Origin of the sequence: Acidovorax sp. 22279 (assembly GCF_052045435.1) — a bacterium.
Taxonomy (GTDB): domain Bacteria; phylum Pseudomonadota; class Gammaproteobacteria; order Burkholderiales; family Burkholderiaceae_C; genus Acidovorax; species Acidovorax delafieldii.
Genome location: NZ_JBQEOV010000003.1, coordinates 339999 through 361682 on the forward strand (window position 1 = coordinate 339999; position 21684 = coordinate 361682).

At 66.0% G+C, this 21684-nt stretch carries 20 protein-coding genes; 12 read left to right on the forward strand and 8 right to left on the reverse strand.

The window, feature by feature from the left end; genetic code table 11:
* Positions 1–85 precede the first annotated feature (85 nt).
* The 4 genes from coaBC (at position 86) to ACTJKQ_RS06105 (ending at position 2989) form a co-directional block, all read left to right on the forward strand.
* Complete coding sequence (coaBC, locus tag ACTJKQ_RS06090) at positions 86–1309, forward strand: bifunctional phosphopantothenoylcysteine decarboxylase/phosphopantothenate--cysteine ligase CoaBC (RefSeq protein WP_440596318.1); 1224 nt, start codon at positions 86–88, stop codon at positions 1307–1309.
* A gap of 24 nt (positions 1310–1333) precedes the next feature.
* Positions 1334–1834 carry a hypothetical protein gene (locus tag ACTJKQ_RS06095; protein ID WP_440596319.1) on the forward strand — a complete coding sequence of 167 codons (501 nt, stop codon included), beginning with the start codon at positions 1334–1336 and terminating at the stop codon, positions 1832–1834.
* Complete coding sequence (dut, locus tag ACTJKQ_RS06100; RefSeq protein WP_440596320.1) at positions 1831–2277, forward strand: dUTP diphosphatase; 447 nt, start codon at positions 1831–1833, stop codon at positions 2275–2277. Before ACTJKQ_RS06095 ends, dut begins: the two co-directional genes overlap by 4 nt.
* 211 nt (positions 2278–2488) lie before the next feature.
* On the forward strand, positions 2489–2989 hold the full coding sequence (locus ACTJKQ_RS06105) for a glycine zipper 2TM domain-containing protein (protein WP_056061711.1): 501 nt from the start codon (positions 2489–2491) through the stop codon (positions 2987–2989).
* 70 nt (positions 2990–3059) lie between these two features.
* On the opposite strand, the gene ACTJKQ_RS06110 is transcribed toward ACTJKQ_RS06105, so the two are convergent.
* Positions 3060–3584 carry an FKBP-type peptidyl-prolyl cis-trans isomerase gene (locus tag ACTJKQ_RS06110; RefSeq protein ID WP_056061714.1) on the reverse strand — a complete coding sequence of 175 codons (525 nt, stop codon included), beginning with the start codon at positions 3582–3584 and terminating at the stop codon, positions 3060–3062.
* Positions 3585–3638: 54 nt separating this feature from the next.
* Between ACTJKQ_RS06110 and ACTJKQ_RS06115 the strand changes: the two genes are divergently transcribed.
* The 3 genes from ACTJKQ_RS06115 (at position 3639) to ACTJKQ_RS06125 (ending at position 5831) form a co-directional block, all read left to right on the forward strand.
* Complete coding sequence (locus ACTJKQ_RS06115; RefSeq protein ID WP_056061717.1) at positions 3639–4763, forward strand: cupin domain-containing protein; 1125 nt, start codon at positions 3639–3641, stop codon at positions 4761–4763.
* 19 nt (positions 4764–4782) lie between these two features.
* Complete coding sequence (locus tag ACTJKQ_RS06120) at positions 4783–5304, forward strand: hypothetical protein (RefSeq protein ID WP_440596321.1); 522 nt, start codon at positions 4783–4785, stop codon at positions 5302–5304.
* A gap of 251 nt (positions 5305–5555) precedes the next feature.
* Positions 5556–5831, forward strand: coding sequence for a hypothetical protein (locus tag ACTJKQ_RS06125; protein ID WP_082522412.1), 276 nt, complete (start codon positions 5556–5558; stop codon positions 5829–5831).
* Between the two features lie 123 nt (positions 5832–5954).
* Here ACTJKQ_RS06125 and ACTJKQ_RS06130 read toward each other — a convergent pair whose 3' ends face one another.
* The 6 genes from ACTJKQ_RS06130 to ACTJKQ_RS06155 form a co-directional block, all read right to left on the reverse strand.
* Positions 5955–6737 carry an MBL fold metallo-hydrolase gene (locus ACTJKQ_RS06130; protein ID WP_440596322.1) on the reverse strand — a complete coding sequence of 261 codons (783 nt, stop codon included), beginning with the start codon at positions 6735–6737 and terminating at the stop codon, positions 5955–5957.
* 106 nt (positions 6738–6843) lie between these two features.
* On the reverse strand, positions 6844–7941 hold the full coding sequence (gene bamC / locus ACTJKQ_RS06135; protein ID WP_440596323.1) for an outer membrane protein assembly factor BamC: 1098 nt from the start codon (positions 7939–7941) through the stop codon (positions 6844–6846).
* Positions 7942–7988: 47 nt separating this feature from the next.
* Positions 7989–8885 carry a 4-hydroxy-tetrahydrodipicolinate synthase gene (dapA, locus tag ACTJKQ_RS06140; protein ID WP_056061726.1) on the reverse strand — a complete coding sequence of 299 codons (897 nt, stop codon included), beginning with the start codon at positions 8883–8885 and terminating at the stop codon, positions 7989–7991.
* Between the two features lie 30 nt (positions 8886–8915).
* Positions 8916–9470 carry a class I SAM-dependent methyltransferase gene (locus tag ACTJKQ_RS06145; RefSeq protein WP_440596324.1) on the reverse strand — a complete coding sequence of 185 codons (555 nt, stop codon included), beginning with the start codon at positions 9468–9470 and terminating at the stop codon, positions 8916–8918.
* A gap of 90 nt (positions 9471–9560) precedes the next feature.
* A complete protein-coding gene (locus ACTJKQ_RS06150; RefSeq protein WP_165836555.1) occupies positions 9561–9716 on the reverse strand; it encodes a hypothetical protein in 156 nt (51 codons plus the stop codon).
* Between the two features lie 15 nt (positions 9717–9731).
* On the reverse strand, positions 9732–10949 hold the full coding sequence (locus ACTJKQ_RS06155; protein ID WP_440596325.1) for an MFS transporter: 1218 nt from the start codon (positions 10947–10949) through the stop codon (positions 9732–9734).
* A 130-nt stretch (positions 10950–11079) separates the two neighbouring features.
* On the opposite strand from ACTJKQ_RS06155, the gene ACTJKQ_RS06160 reads away from it, so the two are divergent.
* From ACTJKQ_RS06160 to ACTJKQ_RS06175, 4 genes are all read left to right on the forward strand, one after another.
* A complete protein-coding gene (locus ACTJKQ_RS06160) occupies positions 11080–13062 on the forward strand; it encodes a DNA topoisomerase IV subunit B (RefSeq protein ID WP_440596326.1) in 1983 nt (660 codons plus the stop codon).
* Positions 13063–13159: 97 nt separating this feature from the next.
* Positions 13160–13936: a lytic transglycosylase domain-containing protein gene (locus tag ACTJKQ_RS06165; RefSeq protein WP_440596327.1), complete on the forward strand. Its 777-nt coding sequence runs from the start codon at positions 13160–13162 to the stop codon at positions 13934–13936.
* Positions 13933–16290: a DNA topoisomerase IV subunit A gene (parC, locus tag ACTJKQ_RS06170; protein ID WP_440596328.1), complete on the forward strand. Its 2358-nt coding sequence runs from the start codon at positions 13933–13935 to the stop codon at positions 16288–16290. Before ACTJKQ_RS06165 ends, parC begins: the two co-directional genes overlap by 4 nt.
* A 293-nt stretch (positions 16291–16583) precedes the next feature.
* Positions 16584–18374 carry a methyl-accepting chemotaxis protein gene (locus ACTJKQ_RS06175; RefSeq protein WP_440596329.1) on the forward strand — a complete coding sequence of 597 codons (1791 nt, stop codon included), beginning with the start codon at positions 16584–16586 and terminating at the stop codon, positions 18372–18374.
* Positions 18375–18493: 119 nt separating this feature from the next.
* Here the strand turns inward: ACTJKQ_RS06175 and ACTJKQ_RS06180 are convergent, their stop codons facing one another.
* On the reverse strand, positions 18494–18952 hold the full coding sequence (locus ACTJKQ_RS06180; RefSeq protein WP_008906002.1) for a RidA family protein: 459 nt from the start codon (positions 18950–18952) through the stop codon (positions 18494–18496).
* Between the two features lie 136 nt (positions 18953–19088).
* Here ACTJKQ_RS06180 and ACTJKQ_RS06185 point away from each other — a divergent pair, with 136 nt between their 5' ends.
* Positions 19089–21656: a DNA internalization-related competence protein ComEC/Rec2 gene (locus tag ACTJKQ_RS06185; RefSeq protein WP_440596330.1), complete on the forward strand. Its 2568-nt coding sequence runs from the start codon at positions 19089–19091 to the stop codon at positions 21654–21656.
* The last annotated feature ends 28 nt before the right edge of the window (positions 21657–21684 follow it).

The following is a 21684-nucleotide window of genomic DNA, read 5'->3' on the forward strand; positions in this document are numbered from 1 at the left end:
TTTGGTGGTGGGAAATTGGGATTATAGATGGCACCCCGGCGACACCCCCGGGGGCAGGGTCACCCCCGTCTGCTAAATTCGCGCCATGAATGAGCTTGCTGGCAAACACATTGTTCTGGGTCTGAGTGGGGGCGTGGCTTGCTACAAGGCGGCCGATCTGTGCCGCCAGCTCATCAAGGAGGGCGCCACCGTGCAGGTGGTGATGACCGAGGCGGCAGAGCAGTTCATCACCCCGGTCACCATGCAGGCGCTGTCGGGCCGTACGGTGTACGGCTCGCAATGGGATGCGCGCGAGCCCAACAACATGCCCCACATCAACCTGAGCCGCGAGGCGGATGCGATCCTGATCGCGCCTTGCAGCGCGGACTTCATTGCGCGCCTGGTGCAGGGCAGGGCGGACGAGTTGCTCAGCCTGCTGTGCCTGGCGCGTCCCGCCCAGCGCGTGCCTCTGTTGCTGGCCCCTGCGATGAACCGCGAAATGTGGGCGCACCCGGCCACGCAGCGCAATCTGGCCCAGGTGGCGCAGGACGGTGCAGTGGTGCTGGGCGTGGGCAATGGTGACCAGGCCTGTGGCGAGACGGGCGACGGCCGCATGCTGGAGCCGCTGGAGCTGCTGGAGGAGCTGATCGCTTTTTTCACACCCAAGACCCTTGTGGGCCGGTCGGTGCTCGTCACGGCGGGGCCCACGTTTGAAGCCATTGACCCGGTGCGTGGCATCACCAACCTGTCGAGCGGAAAGATGGGCTTTGCCGTGGCCCGGGCGGCGCGCGAGGCGGGTGCCGATGTCACCCTGGTCGCAGGGCCGGTGCATGTGCCCACGCCACGCGGCGTGCGGCGTGTCAATGTGCAGTCCGCCCAGGAGATGCTGGCGGCCGTGGAGCGGCATGTCCAGGCCGCCTCGGTGTTTGTTGCCACAGCCGCAGTGGCCGACTGGCGCCCTGCCCACCAGTCCGACCAGAAGATCAAGAAAGACGGCTCGGGCCAGTCCCCGTCGCTGAAGTTCGTCGAGAACCCCGACATTCTGGCCACCGTAGCCCGGTCGCCGCATGCGCTGGAAGGGGATCTTTTCTGCGTGGGTTTTGCCGCCGAAAGCCATGACCTGCTGGCCCATGCCACAGCCAAAAGGACGCGCAAGGGCGTCCCCTTGCTGGTGGGCAATATTGGCCCCGCTACCTTTGGGCAGGACGACAACGCCCTGCTGCTGGTGGACGCGCAGGGCCACCGCGAGTTACCCCGCGCGTCCAAGCGTGTGCTGGCGCAGCAGCTTATCGCTGAGATCGCCGCGCGTTTGCCACCTTTGCGTTCTTGACGACCACCACCATGGGGAGGTGTGATGACAACTGGTGCCACCAAGCCTGATTGGGACACTCCACCCGATGGCGACTTTGCGGCTTATGTGGAACGGCTGACAGCCCAGGCGCCTTTGCAAAAGGCCCGAGCGGCACAGGCAAGTGCAGCCGCTACCAACGGTGCCGTTCAGTCATCCAAGGCCAGTGCGCCAGCGACTTCCCTGCCTCAGGTCCTGCCGCCCGATGTGCTGCGGCTGATGCAGCCGCTGGCGGGCGCACTGCGCACGGTGCGATCGGTGTTGCTGGTGACGATGGTGTTGCATGGCATTGCGCTGTTCCTGCTTGGTCAGGGCTCGCTGCCAGGCTTGGTGGTCATGGGCGCGGTGTGGTGGGGACTGGGTTGGCTGATGCAATCGGCCGCGCAGGCTGGGGGCGCGCAGGCCCCGGGCGGGCGTGCAGGGATGGAATCGTTGCAGGATCGCCTGCGACAAATGGCGCAGCAGCGCCGTGGCACAGAAATAGGAACAGGAAAGAAAAAACCGTGAAGATAGATGTGAAGATTCTCGATCCGCGCATGACGGACCAATTGCCCACCTACGCCACACCCGGTAGCGCTGGGCTGGACCTGCGCGCCTGCCTGGATGCGCCGCTGACCCTGCAGCCCAACGCCTGGCAACTGGTGCCTACGGGCATTGCGATCTACCTGCAAGACCCGGGCTATGCCGCACTGATCTTGCCGCGCTCGGGCCTGGGGCACAAACATGGCATCGTGCTTGGCAATCTGGTGGGGTTGATCGACAGTGACTACCAAGGGCAGCTCATGGTGAGCGCCTGGAACCGCAGCAATGTGGCGTTTACCCTGGAGCCCATGGAGCGGCTGGCCCAATTGGTGATTGTTCCGGTGGTGCAGGCCCAGTTCAACGTCGTCACCGAGTTTGCGGCCACGCAGCGGGGTGAGGGGGGCTACGGATCCACAGGCAAGTCCTGAGGCGGACCGCTCGGGGTTCCGAGCGCGTGATGGGTGACTGGCCGGTTGTAAGACGCCGCTTACGTTTCGATGGGTCTGTTACCGACATGGCGATGGCCCCTTGTCTACGCCGCGGCATCCTCGGGCGTTGTTCCAATCGGTACATGGGCACTGAGCTCTTGGTCGTCGGAGATTTTTCAGTGCCTACCCCAACAACTTCTGGAGATTGAACATGCAATTCACCCGTCCCCTCGCCCTCGTGGGCACCGTGGTTCTGGCTGCTTCGCTGGCTGCTTGCGGCCACAGCCGCCCGGCACCTGCTCCGCAATACTCCGGCGGTTATTCGAGTGGCTACCAGACGGCTCCTGCCTATCCGCAGAATCAGGCTGGCACCGAATATGGTCGCGTATCCAACATCGAGGTCCTGCAGGGCCGCAGCCAAGGCCAGACCACCGGCACTGGCGCCGTTCTGGGCGCGGTGGTGGGCGGCGTTCTGGGCAACCAGGTGGGCAAGGGCACGGGTCGTGCTGCAGCCACCGCTGTAGGCGTGTTGGGTGGCGCGGTGGCTGGCAACGCCATCGAGGGGCGCAACAACCAGGAATATGTGCAGGGATACCGGTTGTCCGTGCAGCTGGACCAGGGGGGGTATCGCGTGTATGACGTGAGCAGCCCGGGTGACCTGCGCATCGGCGATCGCGTGCGTTTGTACAACGGTCAGATTTCGCGCATGTGACCTGACACACTGCCCTCACAAACGGGCGCTCCGAGTTTCCTCGGGGCGCCCGTTGTGCTTTTGGTGGGACTTAGTGCAGCAACGAGCTGCCTGGCGCCTGGGGCTGGACGCGGAAGAAGCCGGTTCCGGCCGTGCCACGTCCGATTTCTTCTTCGGTGGCTTCGCGCACGGCCTGCACCGTCAGTTGCAGGCGCAGCGCGATGCCCGCCAGAGGGTGGTTACCGTCGAGCACGATATGTTCGGGATAGATCTCGGCCACGGTGTAGAGGGCCGTGCGGGGGGCATCGGGGTTGCAGCCCTCGGGCAGGGCCATGCCGTCAAACGTCATCCCTTCTTCGATCTCGGCGGGGAAGAGGGCGCGGGGTTCCAGAAACAGCAATTGGTCATTGAAGTCACCGAAAGCGTCCTCGGGTTCGAGGTGCAGTGCAAGCGTGGCACCAGGGCCGTGGCCTTGCAGGGCCTCTTCGATACGGGGCAGGAGATCATCACCGCCCACCAGAAACTCCACGGGTTCGTCGAGTACGTCGAGTTCTTCGCCCAGGGTGTCTTTCAGGGTCCAGGTCAGTGCGACCACACATTGTTGGGTAATTTCCATAGGAGAATTGTCGCAGTTTGACCAACGGCCCCGCAAAAGGGCAACACTTTCCCCATGGACATTCAGCGACCCTTGGCCCTGCTCGGCGGCCTCACTCCCGCGCAATTCATGCGCCGCCACTGGCAGAAGAAGCCCTTGCTGGTGCGCCAGGCCATCCCGCAGTTTGCGCCGCCGGTGCTGCGGGCCGAGCTGTTTGCGCTGGCCGGGCAGGAGGGTGTGGAGTCCCGCCTGGTGCAACAGATCAAAGGTGCCTGGAAGCTGCGCCACGGGCCCTTCAACCGCCGTGCACTGCCTGCGTTGCAGCAGCCCGACTGGACGCTGCTCGTACAGGGCGTCGATCTGCACAACGACGCGGTGCATGCGCTGATGCAGCAGTTCCGTTTTGTGCCCGAGGCGCGGCTGGACGACCTCATGATCAGCTACGCCAGCAACGGCGGTGGCGTAGGGCCCCATTTCGACAGTTATGACGTCTTTTTGCTGCAGGCGCACGGCAAGCGGCGCTGGCGCATCGGGCGCCAAAAGGATCTGTCGCTGCGCGACGGCATTCCCTTGAAGGTGCTGGCCCAGTTCGAGCCTGAGGAGGAGTTTGTGCTGGAGCCGGGTGACATGCTGTACCTGCCCCCGCGTTATGCCCACGACGGGATTGCCGAAGGCGAGTGCATGACCTACTCCATCGGTTTTCGCGCGCCGGCCCGCGCCGAGCTGGCGCAAGAGCTGCTGGTGCGTCTGGCGGAAGATGCCGGGGAGGACGACCACCCGTTGCTGTACCGTGATGCGGGACAGGACGCTGTGGCGCAGCCGGCGCACATTCCTGCCGGGCTGCAGGACTTTGCGCGTGAGGCGCTGTCGCGCGCGCTGGCCCAGCCCCTGGTGCTGGAACGCGCGCTGGGCGAGTACCTGACCGAGCCCAAGCCCAGCGTGTGGTTTGAGCCTGGTGACCCCAAGGTGATGCTGGAAGGGGTGCGGCTGGACCGTAAGAGCCGCATGATGTACGACACACAGCACATCTTCATCAACGGCGAAAGCTACCGCGCAGCGGGGCGCGACGCCACGCTGATGCGGCGCCTGGCCGATGAGCGCCAACTGTCGGCACGCGATCTGGCACGGGCCAGCGACGACGCGCTGGAGCTGCTTTCGTCGTGGTGCGATGCGGGCTGGGCCCATGCCTGGGCCGGCTGAGACTGACCAGGAGCCAGTGATGACCGACACAGCAACCCCCTCCGCCGAGCCTTTGCGTGACTTGCCCAGTGGGCGATTCAGCGGGCGTGAGGCGTTTCAGCAACTGGTGCGCGACGCCATTGCAACGGCGGCGCGGGACGGCTGGCAAGAGATCTTCATCAGCGATGCCCACTTTCATGACTGGCCCTTGGGCGAGCGTGCGGTGGTCGAGTGTTTGCAGGACTGGGCCCGCAGCGGCCGGCGCTTCACCATGCTGGCCTGCAGCTACGACGACGTGATCCGCCGCCATGCCCGCTTTGTGCGCTGGCGCGGTACCTGGGACCACATCATCACCTGCCGCCGCAGCCCGGCCGCCGACCCGCTTGACCTGCCCAGCGCGCTGTGGTCGCCGCAATGGGTGCTGCACCGGCTCGATCCGGAGCGCTGCGTGGGGGTGACCGGCGGCGAGGCCGATCGCCGGGTGCTGCTGCACGAGACACTCAACGAATGGGTGCGCAGCAAGAGCGCACCCGGCTTTCCCTCCACCACACTGGGCCTGTAGCCTTCGCCCCACTTTGGGGAGCGCCCGTTGGCATGGCGCCACGCGGCAGTCGCGCCCGGGGAGATACTGCGCAAAGTCAAGCTGGCGTAAAGCTTTCGTCAGTGTTAGTCAGTATTGACTAAATACCAATATAATCTGCGGCTGTGCCCAAAAAGGTGCAACCAAGTGCATTGTGCCAATGCGTGCATGGGCTCAGGAAGCCTGACGCCGTGGCTTTTCAAGATTCTGTCTGTCCAAATAGGAAAATCGAAATGAAGAACTCTCTCGTTCTGGCCGCCCTGATCGCTGCTGCTGCACTCGCCGCTTGTGGCAAGAAGGAAGAACCCGCTCCAGCACCCGCTCCTGTGGAAGCTCCTGCCGCAGCACCTGCTCCCGCCGCCGAGCCAGCAGCACCTGCCGCTTCCGACGCTGCTGCTCCTGCCGCCGCTGCACCTGCTGCTGACGCTTCTGCTCCTGCCGCTGACGCTGCCAAGGCTGCTGCTGACGCTGCTGCCACCGCCGCTACCGGCGCTTCCGCAGCCAAGTAAATCGCTGCAGGCTCTGGGCTGACCCCAAGGTCGGCCTGTGCCACGGCCCCGCACCGCAAGGTCCGGGGCTTTTTTTATGCCCTTCGCCAGGGTGAGACATTTATGGACGCCCGGTCCGGGCCATCAAGGGTTGACGTCGAGCCAATCAGTGCCTTCGGTGGGGCTGGCGACCTGGATCTCCTCGTCCGCCCAACCCAGCGCGGCGGCGAGCGATTGGCGGGCGAGTGCGGGGAGGTTGTTTTGCGCACTCAGGTGCGCTGCCACTACGCACCGCAGGCCGTTGTGCTGCACCGCACGCAGAATCTCCGCCGTCGCCGGGTTGGCCAGGTGGCCGTACAGCCCGCCTACGCGGCGTTTCAGGAAGGGCGGGTAGCGGGACGCGGCCAGCATGTCGGGGTCGTGATTGGCCTCGATCAACAGGGCGTGGCATCCCTGCAGCTGCTGCAGCACATGGGGGCTGGCGTGGCCCAGGTCGGTCAGCACGCCCAGGTGTGCGGCGCCGTCGGAGCACCGCAGCTGCAGCGGCTCCCGGGCATCGTGGGGCACGGTGAAGGGGCGGGCTTCGAACGCGCCCATGTCAATCGCTTCCATGTCGTGCGCCACCCGCAGCAAGCCGTCCAAGTCTGGCGCACCGAGGGCCGCGTACGTGCCCTCACTCATCCACACGGGAATGCGAAAACGCAGCGCCACGGTCTGGGCACAGCCGATGTGGTCCGAGTGTTCGTGAGTGATGAAGAGGGCGTCCAGGTCTTCCACCTGCAACTGCGCTTGCGCCAGACGGGCTTGCAGCTGCCGGATGCCGAGCCCGCAATCGATCAGGAGGCGGCGAACCTGGCTGCCACTGCGGCCTTCGACGACCGTGGCATTGCCAGTGCTGCCGCTGCCCAGGTTCTTGAATCGAAGCATGGCGGAGCGAAAGGGTGGGTTTGTGGCGGCCCAAAAAACCAGAGCCACCGTCCACCAGAAGGCGGAGGGGGCTCCAGAGGTGTGGGTGGCGGCCTGCGGCCGGCTCTTATTTCAGATCGTCAGCAATCACGCGCACGATGCGCTCGGCGTTGGCCGAGGACTCGGGGGCACCAGCCTCATTGAGCACCGACACGGTGGTCGACTCACCCTGGCTGCGCACCACGATGCGGTACTTGAGCGGAGGTGTTGCGGAGGTGGAGCTGAACAGCTTGCTGAAGAAGCCAGGCTCTTTCTTCACGGTGTCTGGAGCTACGTAGCGCACGAAGTACGTGCCCTCATTGCGGTTGCGGTCTTCCACGGTGAAGCCGGTGCGGTCCAGGGCCAGGCCCACCCGGCGCCAGGACCGGTCAAAGCCCTCGTCCAGCTGGACCACCGGCACATTGTTGACCGTGGCCATGCGGGCGGCCTGGGCACGCGCCGCGGGTGCTGCTGCCACTGCCTTGGATTGCTCCTGACTGACGCCCAGCTTGACCATCAGGCGGCGCAGGAATTCGGTTTCGAGTTCCGGGTCGGACGGGCGGGGCTGCCAGACGGTGCTGTCCTTGGTGACGTTGCCATAGACCTCGACCATCCCGCGATGGGTGATGTAGATCTCGGTACTGCCATTGGCATTGCGTTCCAGCCGGGTGCGGAACTTGTCCCGTTCGCCGGTCGAGTACAGGGACTCCATCAGCTTGCCGATGGTGGATCGGATGAAATCCTGGGGCAGTTTGGCGCGGTTCTCTGCCCAGTCGGTTTCCATGATACCAACGTTGGCCTCGGACTGGGCCAGCGTGAAGCCGCTTTCCAGCCAGAAGTCGCGCACGGGCTCCCACAGCTTGTCGGCGGGGCGGTTGACCACCAGCCAGCGCTGGCTGCCGTCTCGTTCGATCCGCACGTCGCCCAGCGACAGGGCCGCCGCGTTGGTGTTGCCCGACGGCTGTGCGGCCTGGCCTGCCTGCATGGCAGCGGCAGACACCGAGCCACCTGGCATGGCGTAGCGCGAGTCGCGTGACAGCTGGGTGAGGTCCGGGGGGACTTCCAGTGACGAGCCCTTGGCGGCGCTCTTGTAGTCGATCTTGTCGCCCTCCAAAATGCTGGTGGAGCAGGCGGACAGGGCCATGACAAGAGCCAGCAGGCTCAGGCGGGTGGTAGCAGCTTTCACGCGGAAATCCTTGGGAAGTGTCTCTGAGAGCGGGCGCAAAGCCCGGATTAGATCAGGCCGCTGGTGCGCAGTGCCGACTCGACCACAGCCTCGTTGCTGCTGGCCAGGGGCGTCATGGGCAGGCGCATGGTGCCACCACACAGGCCCATGCGGGACATGGCCCACTTGACCGGGATGGGGTTGGCTTCGACAAACAGGTGCTTGTGCACCGGCATCAGCTGAAACTGGATCTGCATGGCGCGTTGCACGTTGCCGGCCAGTGCCGCCACGCACAGCTCGTGCATCAGGCGCGGGGCCACGTTGGCCGTCACGCTGATGTTGCCGTGGCCGCCGCACAGCATCAGGGCGACGGCGGTCGGGTCGTCGCCCGAGTACACGCCAAAGCCCTTGGGCACGTCACGGATGAGCCACTGGGCACGCTCGATGTTGCCGGTGGCTTCCTTGATGCCGATCACGCCGGGCACCTGGGCCAGGCGCAGCACGGTGTCGTGCTGCATATCGGCCACCGAGCGGCCGGGCACGTTGTACAGCACGATGGGCAGGTCGCCCGTGGCTTCTGCAATCGCCTTGAAGTGCTGGTACTGGCCCTCTTGGGTGGGCTTGTTGTAGTACGGCACGACCTGCAGTTGGCTGTCGGCACCCACGCCGCGCGCGAACTTGGCCAGCTCAATGGCTTCGGCGGTGGAGTTGGCGCCGCAGCCGGCCATGATGGGTACGCGCTTGGCGGACTGTTCCACGGCCACGCGGATGATTTCGCAGTGTTCTTCCACGTTCACCGTGGGGGACTCGCCCGTGGTGCCCACCACGCCGATGCAATCGGTGCCTTCGGCGATGTGCCAGTCGATCAGTTTGCGCAAGGTGGGGTAGTCCACGCTACCGTCCTCGTGCATGGGAGTGACGAGGGCGACGATGCTGCCGGTGAGTGGCACGGAAGAAGAAGTCATGTCCGCAGTGGTAAACGGTAAAAGGGCATTCTAACTAGCCCCGGTAGACAAAAGATGTCGTGAGGGTCCACCCGCCTGCGGGAGTTCCCGTACGGCCGTGATGCGTTGCACGAAACGCGCGGGTTCGTCGATGAAGCCGTCCTCATAAGCCACCACGTGCAGGTCCTGGCATGCCTGCAGCAGTTCGCCGTGCGCGAGCAGGAACTCCGCCCGTGACGGGCGCCCCACGGTTTCGTTGCCCTGGGCGAACGTTTCGTAGACCAGCACCCCGCCCGGCGCCACGCTGGCCACGATGGTGGGCAGCAAGGGGCGCCACAGGTAGTTGGTGACAACCACGCCACCAAACTGGCGGCCTGCAAAAGGCCAGGGGCCGTTTTCGATGTCAGCCTGCACCAGCTCGCCCAGCCCTTCGCAGGCGGCCAGAGCCTCGGCCGACCGGTCCACGCCGACCACGGTGTGCCCCAGTTCCCGCAGATGGCGCAGATGGCGCCCTGCGCCGCAGGCGACGTCCAGCACGGTGCTGTGGGGGGCGATCAGGTGGCTCCAGCGCCGCACCCATTCCGAAGGGGCTTCTGTACCGTGCATACCGTGCATAAAACTATAAAAATGATAGCTGTCAGCGCATGATCCACTAGCGCCTGCTGCCAAAAACGTTTGAAAATCCCGCCAAGGGTGTCAAAAACACGCCCACATCTGGTCTGCCAGCAGCACCATGAATTCGGGCACGGTGTACAAGCCAAACACCACCAGGCACAGCAGCACGGCCACGGCACCGCCCAGCCAGCGCAGGGCACGCGGCGCGGGTTTGCGGGGCGGGGTGGTGTCGCTCATGCGGGGGCAAACGGGTCAGGCGGGTTGGGGGCTGTTGCGCGCGATCGGGCTTTCCTTGACTGGCAGGTTCACCAGCCCGGCAAAAATGCCCAGGCCGATCGCGATGTACCAGACGATATCGTAGCTGCCGGTGGCGTCATACAGATAGCCGCCCAACCAGACGCCCAGGAAGCTGCCGATCTGGTGGCTGAAGAACACAAAGCCGCCCAGCATGGACAGGTGCTGCACCCCAAAGATTTGTGCAATGGTGGCGTTGGTGGGCGGCACGGTGGACAGCCACAGCGCGCCCATCACCGCCGAGAACACGTACACCGACAGCGGCGACAGCGGTACCAGCAAAAAGATGCTGATCGCCACCGCGCGGGCAAAGTAGATGAAAGCGAGGATGTGGCGCTTGGGCATGCGCTGGCCCAGCGTGCCCGCGATGTAAGTGCCAAACACATTGAACAGCCCGATCAGCGCCAGCGCATAGCTGGCCACCTGGGGCGACAGGCCATGGTCCTTGAGGTAGCTGGGCATGTGCACGCCAATGAACACCACCTGAAAGCCGCACACAAAGTAGCCGGCCATCAGCAGGTTGAAGCTGGGGTAGCGGAAGGCCTCGCCCAGCGCCTGCGCAATGGTCTGCTCGCGCTTGACCGGGGCCGTGCCCTTGAAGCCCGGCTCCCGCAGGCCAAAGGCCAGCGGCACGATCAGCAGCACTGCCATCGACAGCACCAGCAAGGCCTGCTGCCAGCCCAGGCCTGCAATCAGCCAGCCTTCGACCGGCACCATCAGGAACTGCCCGAACGAACCCGCCGCCGCTGCCACGCCCATGGCCCATGAGCGTTTTTCGGGCGCAATCTGCCGCCCCAGCACACCATAGATCACTGCATAGGTGGTGCCCGCCTGCGCCGCGCCAATCAGCACACCGGCCGTCAGCGCAAACAACATGGGCGTGGGCGACAGCGCCATGCCCGCCAGGCCCAGGGCATACAGGGCTGCACCGCCGAGCAGCACGCGGAAGGCCCCAAACCGGTCGGCCGCCATGCCCGCAAAAATCCCGATCAGGCCCCAGGACAGGTTCTGGATGGCGATGGCCAGGGCGAACGACTGGCGCGTCCAGCCCATCTCCTGGGTGATGGGAAGCAGCCACAGCCCGAACCCGTGGCGGGTGCCCATGGACAGGGTCACGATGGCCGCGCCGCAGGCCAGCACCTGGAACATGGATAGTTTGGGAGGATTCATATGCATGCGCAGGAATGTAGCCAGATTGTGTGAAACGCGCTGATACACCCGCGACCAATACAGTTGCCACCAGGGTCGCGGGAAGACTGTCTTTTTATCCAGCCCCAGGGCGGTGGCCGCACTACAATCCGCCGCTATGTCTGCCAAACCGTCTTCTGCTTCCGCCAGCGAATATTCCGAAGGTTCGATCCGCGTGCTTAAGGGCCTGGAGCCCGTCAAGCAGCGCCCGGGCATGTACACCCGCACCGACAACCCCCTGCACATCATCCAGGAGGTGCTGGACAACGCCGCCGACGAGGCGCTGGCCGGGTACGGCAAGAAGATCCGCGTCACCTTGCACGCTGACGGCTCTGTCAGTGTGGAAGACGACGGCCGGGGCATTCCCTTCGGCATGCACCCGGAAGAAAAAGCGCCGGTGATCGAGCTGGTCTTCACCCGCCTGCACGCGGGCGGCAAGTTCGACAAGGGCAAAGGCGGCGCCTACAGCTTCTCGGGCGGCCTGCATGGCGTGGGCGTGTCGGTCACCAACGCGCTGGCCACCCGGCTGGAGGCCACCAGCTACCGCGAGGGCAAGGTGGCGCGCCTGGTGTTTGCCGCCGGTGATGTGATCGAGCCCTTGGTGGCCCGGCCGCTGGAGGCGGGCGAGCGCAAGCAGGGTACCTCGGTGCGCGTCTGGCCCGACGCCAAGTATTTCGAATCCAGCGCCCTGCCCATGGGCGAACTCACCCACCTGCTGCGCAGCAAGGCCGTGCTGATGCCGGGCGTGACGGTGCAGCTGGTCAACGAGAAAACCCGCGATACGCAAACCTGGCAGTACAAGGGCGGCCTGCGCGACTACCTCATGCAGACGCTGAACGGCGACCCGGTGATCCCGTTGTTTGAGGGCGAGGGTTTTGCCGACCGCAACAACGAAAGTTTTGCCGAAGGCGAAGGCGCCGCCTGGGCCGTGGCCTTCACCGAAGACGGTCAGCCCATGCGCGAGAGCTACGTCAACCTGATCCCCACCAGCGCGGGCGGCACGCACGAAAGCGGCCTGCGCGACGGACTGTTCAACGCGGTCAAGAGCTTCATCGAACTGCACAGTCTGTTGCCCAAGGGCGTGAAGCTGCTGCCCGAGGACGTGTTTGCGCGCGCCAGCTATGTGCTCTCGGCCAAAGTGCTGGACCCGCAGTTCCAGGGCCAGATCAAGGAACGCCTGAATTCGCGCGACGCGGTGCGACTGGTCAGCGGTTTTGTGCGCCCGGCGCTGGAGCTGTGGCTCAACCAGCATGTCGAATACGGCAAAAAGCTCGCCGAGCTGGCCATCAAAGCCGCGCAGACTCGCCAGAAGGCGGGCCAGAAGGTGGAAAAGCGCAAGGGCTCCGGCGTGGCCGTGCTGCCCGGCAAGCTCACCGACTGCGAAAGCCGTGACACCGCCCACAACGAGGTCTTCCTGGTGGAGGGCGATTCGGCCGGTGGCAGCGCCAAGATGGGCCGCGACAAGGAAAGCCAGGCCATCCTGCCGCTGCGCGGCAAGGTGCTCAACACCTGGGAGGTGGAGCGCGACCGCCTGTTTGCCAACAACGAAATCCACGACATCTCGGTAGCGATTGGCGTGGACCCGCATGGCCCCAACGACACGCCGGACCTGAGCGGTCTGCGCTACGGCAAGATCTGCATCCTGTCAGATGCCGACGTGGACGGCTCGCACATCCAGGTGCTGCTGCTCACGCTGTTCTTCCGCCATTTCCCCAAGCTCATCGAGACCGGCCACATCTATGTGGCACGCCCACCACTGTTTCGCGTGGATGTGCCCGCGCGCGGCAAGAAGCCTGCGGCCAAGATGTATGCGCTGGACGATGGGGAGCTGACGGCCATCCTCGACAAATGCGCCAAGGATGGTGTGGCACGCGAGAAGTGCCAGATCAGCCGCTTCAAAGGCCTGGGCGAAATGAACGCGGAGCAGCTGTGGGAAACCACCCTCAATCCCGACACCCGCCGCCTGCTGCCCGTGCAGCTGGGGGATGTGGACTTTGCCGCCACCGAAGGCCTCATCACCAAGCTCATGGGCAAGGGCGAGGCCGCCGCGCGCCGCGAGCTCATGGAGCTGCATGGCGACGCGGTGGAGATCGATATCTGACCGAGGGCTGTCCGACAGGTCTGTCATGAGGAATCCAAACAAGAATGGCGTCATGCGCTGGTGTTTATTGGGTTGTTTGCTCTGTTTTTTGCAGCGAATGGCCCATGCAGACCTGTGGGCGCATGTGGATGAGCGCGGCGTGACGCACTTTGCGTCCGAGCAGGTCGATGCGCGCTACCAGCTGTTTTTTCGGGGCAACGACTTCGACTCCACCCGCGATGCACCGGCCAATGCATCGCCCATGCCCTATGCGCTTCCCGTAGCGGGTGCGCGCCTGCTGGCGTTTTTTGACATTGCGCCGGACTACAAGCGCGTCAAGCACCACCTGCGCGCTGCGTCCAGCCAACATGGTGTGGACTACGAGCTGTTGCAGGCCGTGATCGCCACCGAGTCCGGCTTTGACGCCGCCGCCGTGTCGCCCAAAGGCGCCGTGGGCCTGATGCAGGTCATGCCCGCCACGGCCAGCCGTTTTGGTGTGAATGCGGACAAGAAGCGCTCGGTCGAGCAAAAGCTCGCCGACCCCGCCGTGAACGTGCCCACCGGCACCCGTTACCTGCGCTATCTGCTGGACCTGTTCCCTGGCCGCATGGACCTGGCCGTGGCCGCCTACAACGCCGGCGAAGGCGCGGTGCAAAAGGCGGGCAACCAGATACCGGCCTTCAGGGAAACCCAGAACTACGTGCGCACCGTGCTGGGCCTGTATGCCCAGCTCAAGCCCCCGGCGCCGGTGCTGGCCCAGCGTGCGCTGCCCGGCCGCGTGCGCATGGAGCTGTCGGGCGGCGCGCAGAACCGGGGCAACCTGCCGCCCACCCGCGTGGCGCAGACACCCACCGCTCCCCAGAACGTGAATCCAGAAACTGTACCCAACGAATGAGCGACCAACCCACTCTCGATTTCACCACCGCAGGCGATGACGGGGGCGACTCCCTGGGCCTGGCGGGCTATGCTCAGCGTGCCTACCTGGAGTACGCACTGTCGGTCGTCAAGGGCCGCGCGCTGCCCGACGTGTGCGACGGCCTCAAGCCCGTGCAGCGGCGCATTCTGTATTCGATGGACCGCATGGGCCTGGGCTATAGCGGACCCACGCGCAACACGGCCGCCAAACCGGTCAAGAGCGCCCGCGTGGTGGGCGATGTGCTGGGCCGCTTCCACCCGCATGGCGATCAGTCGGCCTACGACGCGCTGGTGCGCATGGCGCAGGACTTTGCCCAGCGCTACCCGCTGATCGACGGCCAGGGGAACTTCGGCAGCCGCGACGGCGACGGCGCTGCGGCCATGCGCTACACCGAGGCCCGCCTGTCGCGCATCACCAGCCTGCTGCTGGATGAGATCGACGAAGGCACGGTCGATTTCATGCCCAACTACGACGGCAGCACGGAGGAGCCGCGCCAGTTGCCCGCGCGCTTGCCGTTCGCGTTGCTCAACGGCGCCAGCGGCATTGCCGTAGGCCTGGCCACCGAAATCCCCAGCCACAACCTGCGCGAGATTGCAGATGCCTGCATTGCGCTCATCAGGACGCCCTCGCTGAGCCAGGAAGACCTGCTCGCGCTGGTGCCCGGCCCGGACTACCCCGGCGGCGGCCAGATCATCAGCAGCGCGGGCGACATTGCCGATGCCTACCGCACCGGCCGTGGCAGCCTCAAGGTGCGCGCGCGCTGGAAGATCGAAGACATGGCGCGTGGCCAGTGGCAGTTGGTGGTGAACGAGTTGCCGCCCGGCGTGAGCACGCAAAAGGTGCTCGAAGAGATCGAGGAAATCACCAACCCCAAGGTCAAGACCGGCAAAAAGGCGCTCTCGCAAGACCAAACCCAGCTCAAGGCTAGCATGCTGGCTGTGCTGGATGTGGTGCGCGACGAATCGAGCAAAGACGCGCCCGTGCGCCTGGTGTTCGAGCCCAAGACGGGCAAGACCCCGCAGCAGGAGCTGATCACCGCATTGCTTGCCCACACCAGCCTGGAAACCTCGGCCCCCATCAACCTCACCATGGTGGGGCTCGATGGCAAGCCCGTGCAGAAGTCGCTGCGTGTGATGCTGGAAGAGTGGATTGCCTTCCGCCAGACCACCATCACCCGCCGAAGCCAGCACCGGCTGGACAAGGTGCTGGACCGCATTCACATCCTCGAAGGGCGGCAGACCGTGCTGCTCAACATCGACGAGGTGATCGCGATCATCCGTGCGGCCGAGGAGCCCAAGGCCGCGCTCATCGCGCGCTTCAACCTCAGCGACCGGCAGGCCGAGGACATCCTCGAAATCCGCCTGCGCCAGTTGGCGCGCCTAGAAGCCATCAAGATCGAACAAGAGCTGAAAGAACTGCGCGAAAGCCAGGGCAAGCTCGAAGACATCCTGAACAACCCCGGCTCGCTGCGCCGCACCATGGTCAAGGAGATCGAGGCGGACGCCAAGACCTTTGCCGACGCCCGCCGCACCCTCATCCAGGCCGAGAAAAAGGCCGTGGCCGAGGTGAAGGTGGTGGACGAGCCTGTGACCGTGGTCGTCTCGCAAAAAGGCTGGGTGCGCGCCCGCACCGGCCATGGCCACGAGGCCGCCAGCTTTGCCTTCAAGGCAGGTGATGGGCTGTACGGCACGTTCGAGTGCCGCACGGTGGATACCCTGCTGGCCTTTGGCAGCAATGGCCGCGTTTACTCGGTGGCCGTGTCGCTGCTGCCCGGTGCGCGTGGCGACGGCCAGCCGGTGACCACGCTCATCGAGCTGGAATCGGGCACGCAACTGCTGCACTACTTTGCGGGGCCAGCCAACGCCACGCTGCTGTTGTCCAACTCGGGCGGCTACGGCTTTCTGGCGGCGGTGGAAAACATGGTCTCGCGCCAAAAGGGCGGCAAGGCCTTCCTCACCCTGGGCGAGGGCGAAACCGTGTGCGTGCCATCACACGCTGCGGGCACCACGGGCAGCAAGCCGGTGCTGCCCGCCACGCATGTGGCCTGTGCCTCCACGGGCGGGCGCATCCTGACCTTCGAGATCACCGAGCTGAAAACCATGGCCAATGGCGGCCGGGGGCTGATGCTGATCGACCTGGAAGACAAGGACCAGCTCGCAGGCGCGGCGGCCTACACGCGCAGCATTCGCCTCGATGGCGTGGGCCGGGGCGGCAAGCAGCGTGATGAGACGCTGGAGATCCGCAGCCTGAACAACGCCCGTGCTGCGCGCGGCCGCAAGGGCAAGGCAGCAGACCTGGGCTTCAAGCCCACGACAGTGACGCGCGTCGAGTAAGGACAGCTCACACGACGCCTCCGGCGTTGTTGCCGCGTCCTGCAGCCATACCCGTACTGCAGCATTGCCTGCGGCGCAGCGCTCGGCCGGGGCCGTATCGCTGCGGTTTTTCGCCGCTTCAATCGTCGCCGCTGCCTGTGGAGCGGGGTGCGCGAAACGGGTTTGCCGCACTCGGCGCCTTTGGCGGCGCCTCCGATCGTGCTTGGGGATGACCCTCATGCGGCCGCTCCTGGTTTGTGCAATTGTCGGAAAGCGAGCAACATCTCGTGACAAACACACTCCAGGAGACCTCCATGCCTAAACAATTGAGGATGGCCCACAAGCTGTGGCTGGCTGTGATTCTGATCGTGGTCATGCTGGTCGCCGTGGTGGGGTTTGCGGCCTACCGCTCTGCAAAAGTGCAAGCCCAGGCCGATGCCGTGAGCAAGGACATGGAGGCGCGGGTGCAGGCCGCCCTGCGCTGGTCGGGGTTGACCGAAACCAATGCAGCGCGCACCCAGGCGCTGATCGTGAGCAACGACCCAGCGGTGGAAGCCGAGTTCAAGGACGTCATTGCGGCCACGTCGGCCCAGATCAGCGAGGTGCAGAAGTCGCTCGAATCCATGGCCTTGTCCGACGCCGACAAGGCCCAGATGAACAAGATTGCGGCCGCCCGCAAGACCATGATCGATCTGCGTGGCGAGGCCCGCAAGCTCAAGAGTGACGGTCAGCAAGATCAGGCCGTGACGCTGATCAACCAGAAGTACAACCCCTCCGTGGCGGCCTACCTCGCTGCTCTGCGCGAGTTTGTGGCCCAACTGCAGAAGAACGCCGCAGAGACGCAGGTGGCGATGGCGGCCGAACGCATGCTCACCGTCAAGATCGCCGCGGTGGCCGTGGGCCTGCTGCTGCTGGCCATCATCGTGGGGGCGTATTACCTGATTGGCAGCATCCAGCGGCCCTTGGCCCAGGCCAATGGACTGGCCGAACGCATTGCGGGTGGCGACCTGAGCCTGCAGGAAGCTGTCACGCGCAGCGACGAGTTTGGCGATCTGTTGCGCTCGCTTTATGCCATGAGCAATGCGCTGGGGCGCATGGTGCACCAGGTGCGCCAAAGCACGGACAGCATTGCCATCGCCAGCGCAGAGATCGCGACCGGCAACCAGGACCTGTCGGCCCGCACCGAGCAGACCTCTAGCAACCTGCAGGAGACCGCTGCCGCGATGGAAGAGTTCACCAGCACCATCCAGCAAAGCGCTGGCAGCGCCCAGCAGGCCAGCAGCCTGGCAGCGGGTGCCACCGGCGTGGCGCGCCGGGGCGGCGAGGTGGTAACCCAGGTGGTGGCCACCATGGAGGACATCAACCACAGCAGCAAGAAGATCGCAGACATCATTGGCGTGATCGACGGCATTGCGTTCCAGACCAACATCCTGGCGCTCAATGCGGCGGTGGAGGCCGCGCGTGCCGGCGAGCAAGGCCGGGGCTTTGCCGTGGTGGCCAGTGAGGTGCGCAGCCTGGCCCAGCGCAGTGCCGAGGCAGCCAAGGAGATCAAGCAGCTCATCAGCGCGTCGGTCGAGAAGGTGGAGACCGGCTCGCGCCTGGTGTCCGATGCGGGCACGACCATGACCGACATCGTGCAGTCGGTGCAGCGCGTGACCGACATGATCGGCGAGATCACCGCCGCATCGTCCGAGCAGAGCGCGGGGGTGTCGCAGGTCAACAAGGCGATCAGCAACCTCGACCAGATGACCCAGCAGAACGCCGCCCTGGTGGAAGAAAGCGCTGCGGCAGCACAAAGCCTGCGCGAGCAGGCCGATCACCTGGCGCGCGAGGTATCCATGTTCAAGGTCAACGCCGCCAGCTATGGTCCTGCACAGGCCGCCATTGGGGTCGCGCGCGGCGCGGCCAAGGCGACAACCACCATGCCTGCCACCCGCAACAAGCCTGCAGCGGCCGCCACTGCGGGCGGTGCCCCTGCAGCCCGCATCAACACTGCGAGTGCCCCGGCGGCACTGGCGAAATCGCCTTCATCATCGGCAGGCGTGAAGCAAGGTGCCAAGCACGGTGCCACGGCCGGGGCGGAAGAGGACTGGGAATCTTTCTGACACGCTGAGGTGGGTGCCCCCGGCTGCCGCAGGCCCAGGCGGCGGGACCCTGCGCTGCACAGGCAACAAAAAACCCATGGCAGTGATGCCATGGGTTTTTTGCTGGGGCGCGCGGTCTGTCAGGCCAGTTCGGCGATCAGTTCGATCTCCACGCACGCGCCCATGGGGATCTGGGCCACGCCAAAGGCGCTGCGGGCGTGCACGCCCTTCTCGCCAAACACTTGGCCCAGCAGTTCGCTGGCGCCATTAGTCACCAGGTGCTGTTCGGTGAAGTCGCCCGTGGAGTTCACCAGGCTCATGACCTTGACGATGCGTTTGACACGGTTCAGGTCGCCGCCGCAGGCGGCTTGCAGCGTGCCCATCAGGTCGATGGCCACAGCACGCGCAGCCTGCTTGCCTTCTTCGGTGCCGATGTCGCGGCCGAACTGCGCAGCCCAGGGCTTGCCGTCCTTGCGAGCGATGTGGCCGCTCAGGAACACCAGGTTGCCCGTCTGCACATAGGGCACGTAGGCGGCGGCAGGCACCGACACGGGGGGCAGGGTGATGTTGAGTTCTTTCAGCTTGTCGTAAACGCTCATGGTGGTCCTCGTTAGGAAGTGTGGGTGGATAGACGAGAGCGGTCTGGTGCGCAGGCCGCCGAGCGCGGTAAGTGTTACACAGCACCCCACCATCGCGCCGACGTGGCAGGCCCTGGCGGCGCATTAGCATCAGCGCATGTCCGCCATAAGCGCCTCTAATGCCACGACGCTGTCCGCCACAGGCTGGGGCGTGGAGGGGCCATTGCCCCCGCGTCCGTGGCTCCTGCCCGCTGTGTTGCTGGGCGTGGTGGCCGGGGCTGCGCTGCAGCTGCAGCAGCCCATGCTGTGGTCCGCTGCGGCCTATGGGTGGCTGTTGGGGGCTGGTCTGCTGCTGGGCGGTGGTGCGGTGGCCGCCGCGCGGCGGCGCCCAGGGCTTCGCTGGGCTCGCAGTGCCATCGCCATGGCGCCCTGGCTGATGTTGCTGGCGGGGGCGCTGGCCATGGCGGGAGGCACCGGCCTGCGGGCCCTGGCCTACCAGGCGCAGGCATTGCCGGCAGCGTTGGAGGGCAAGGACCTGCGCATCACCGGCGTGGTGGCCGCCATGCCGCAGATCAACGAGGCGGGCACCCGCTGGCGCATGGTGGTGGAGGGAGCGACGCTGCAAGGCGCGCCGGTGTCCTTGCCGCCCCTGGTGGATGTGGCCTGGTATGGCGGCGCTTTCGGCGGTGCGGGCGAGGTGCTGGACCTGCAGCGCCAGCCCGCCCCGGTGCGTGCGGGCGAGCGGTGGCAGATCACCGTGCGCCTGAAGGCCCCCCATGGCCTGCGCAACCCGCATGGCTTTGACTACGAACTGTGGATGTGGGAGCAGGGCCTGCAGGCCACGGGTTACGTGCGTGCGGGCCCCAAGGACGAGCCGCCGGTGCGTGTGGCCGCCACCTGGCAGTACCCGGTGGAGCAGTTGCGCCAGCGTGTGCGGGACGCCATCCTGGAGCGCCTGGTATTCGGGCAGGATGGCTCGGGCAATGACATCGCCGACCCCGCCCGCACGCGCACGGCGGGCGTGGTGGCGGCGCTGGTCACCGGCGACCAGCGTGCTATTGACCGTGCAGACTGGGATGTGTTCCGTGCCACCGGGGTGGCCCACCTCATGAGCATTTCGGGTCTCCACATCACGCTGTTCGCCTGGCTGGCGGCGCTGGTGGTGCGGGCGTTGTGGCGGCGCTCGCCCCGGTTGAGCCTGGCGGTGCCTGCGCAATCCGCCGCACTGGTGTCGGGTGTGCTGCTGGCCACGGCCTACGCCCTGTTCAGCGGCTGGGGCGTGCCCGCGCAGCGCACCGTGACCATGCTGGCCATCGTGGGGCTGCTGCAGCTGAGCGGGCGCCGCTGGCCCTGGCCCCAGGTGTGGCTGCTGGCGTGTGGGGCCGTGGTGGTGCTGGACCCCTGGGCGCTGGCACAGGCAGGTTTCTGGCTGAGCTTTGTGGCAGTGGGCGTTCTGTTTGCTACTAATCCAATAGCTACAGGGGCAAGTGGCACTAGCGCTACAGGCCATTTTTATGCCCTAGTGCGCGAGCAGTGGGTGGTCACGCTGGCGCTCACGCCCCTGGGCTTGCTGCTGTTTGGCCAGGTGTCGCTGGTGGGTTTTGTCGCCAACCTGGTGGCCATCCCCTGGGTGACGCTGGTGGTCACGCCGCTGGCGCTGGGGGGCGTGTTGTGGGCGCCGCTGTGGAGTGCGGCGGCCCTCAGCCTGCAGCCGTTCACCGCGTTGCTGCAGTGGCTGGCGCAGTGGCCCTGGGCCGCTGTGTTTTTGCCTGCCGCGCCGCTGTGGGCGGGTGTGGCGGCGGTGGCAGGGGGCGCGCTCTTGGCCATGCGCCTGCCCTGGCGCCTGCGTTTGCTGGCGTTGCCCCTGCTGCTGCCGGTGTTGTGGTGGCAGCCTGCGCGGCCGGCCGCGGGGCAGTTGGAGCTGCTGGCCGCCGACATCGGCCAGGGCAATGCCGTGCTGGTGCGCACGGCCACGCACACCCTGCTGTATGACGCGGGGCCGCGCTTCAGCCGCGAGAGCGATGCGGGCCACCGCGTGCTGGTGCCGCTGCTGCGGGCGCTGGGGGATCAGGTGGATGTGCTCATGCTCAGCCACCGCGATGCCGACCACACAGGCGGTGCAGCGGCCGTGCTGGCCCAGCAGCCGGGCGCCGAACTGACCGGCTCCATCGAAGCCGAGCACGCCCTGCAGCGCTTGCGCCCCAGCAGGCCCTGCCTGGCAGGCCAGCGCTGGGAGTGGGATGGCGTGGCTTTTGAGGTGCTGCATCCGCTGCCCGGTGACGAAGCCCCTGTGGCGGCCAAGGCCCCGCGTCCCAATGCACTCAGCTGCGTGCTGCGCATCACGGCCGCCGGGCCCGAGGGCGGGACGGCCCTGCTGGTGGGCGACATCGAGGCACCGCAGGAGCAAGCCTTGCTGGCGCGCAGCGCGCCCTTGCGGGCCGACCTGCTGCTGGTGCCGCACCACGGCAGCAAGACCTCGTCGTCGTCGGCTTTTCTGGAGGCCGTGCAGCCGCGCACCGCTTTGGTGCAGGCCGGGTATCGCAACCGCTTCGGTCATCCGGCGCCGGATGTGCTGCAGCGCTACCGTGCGCGCCAGATTGCGGTGGTGGAATCGTCGCGCTGCGGGGCCGCCCGCTGGTCCTCGTCGCAGCCTGGGCAGGTGGCCTGCGAACGCGACACCGGCGAGCGCTATTGGCAGCACCGCATGGTGCCACGGGACGACTGATTCGGGGCCGATGGCGCAGCGCCGCCAG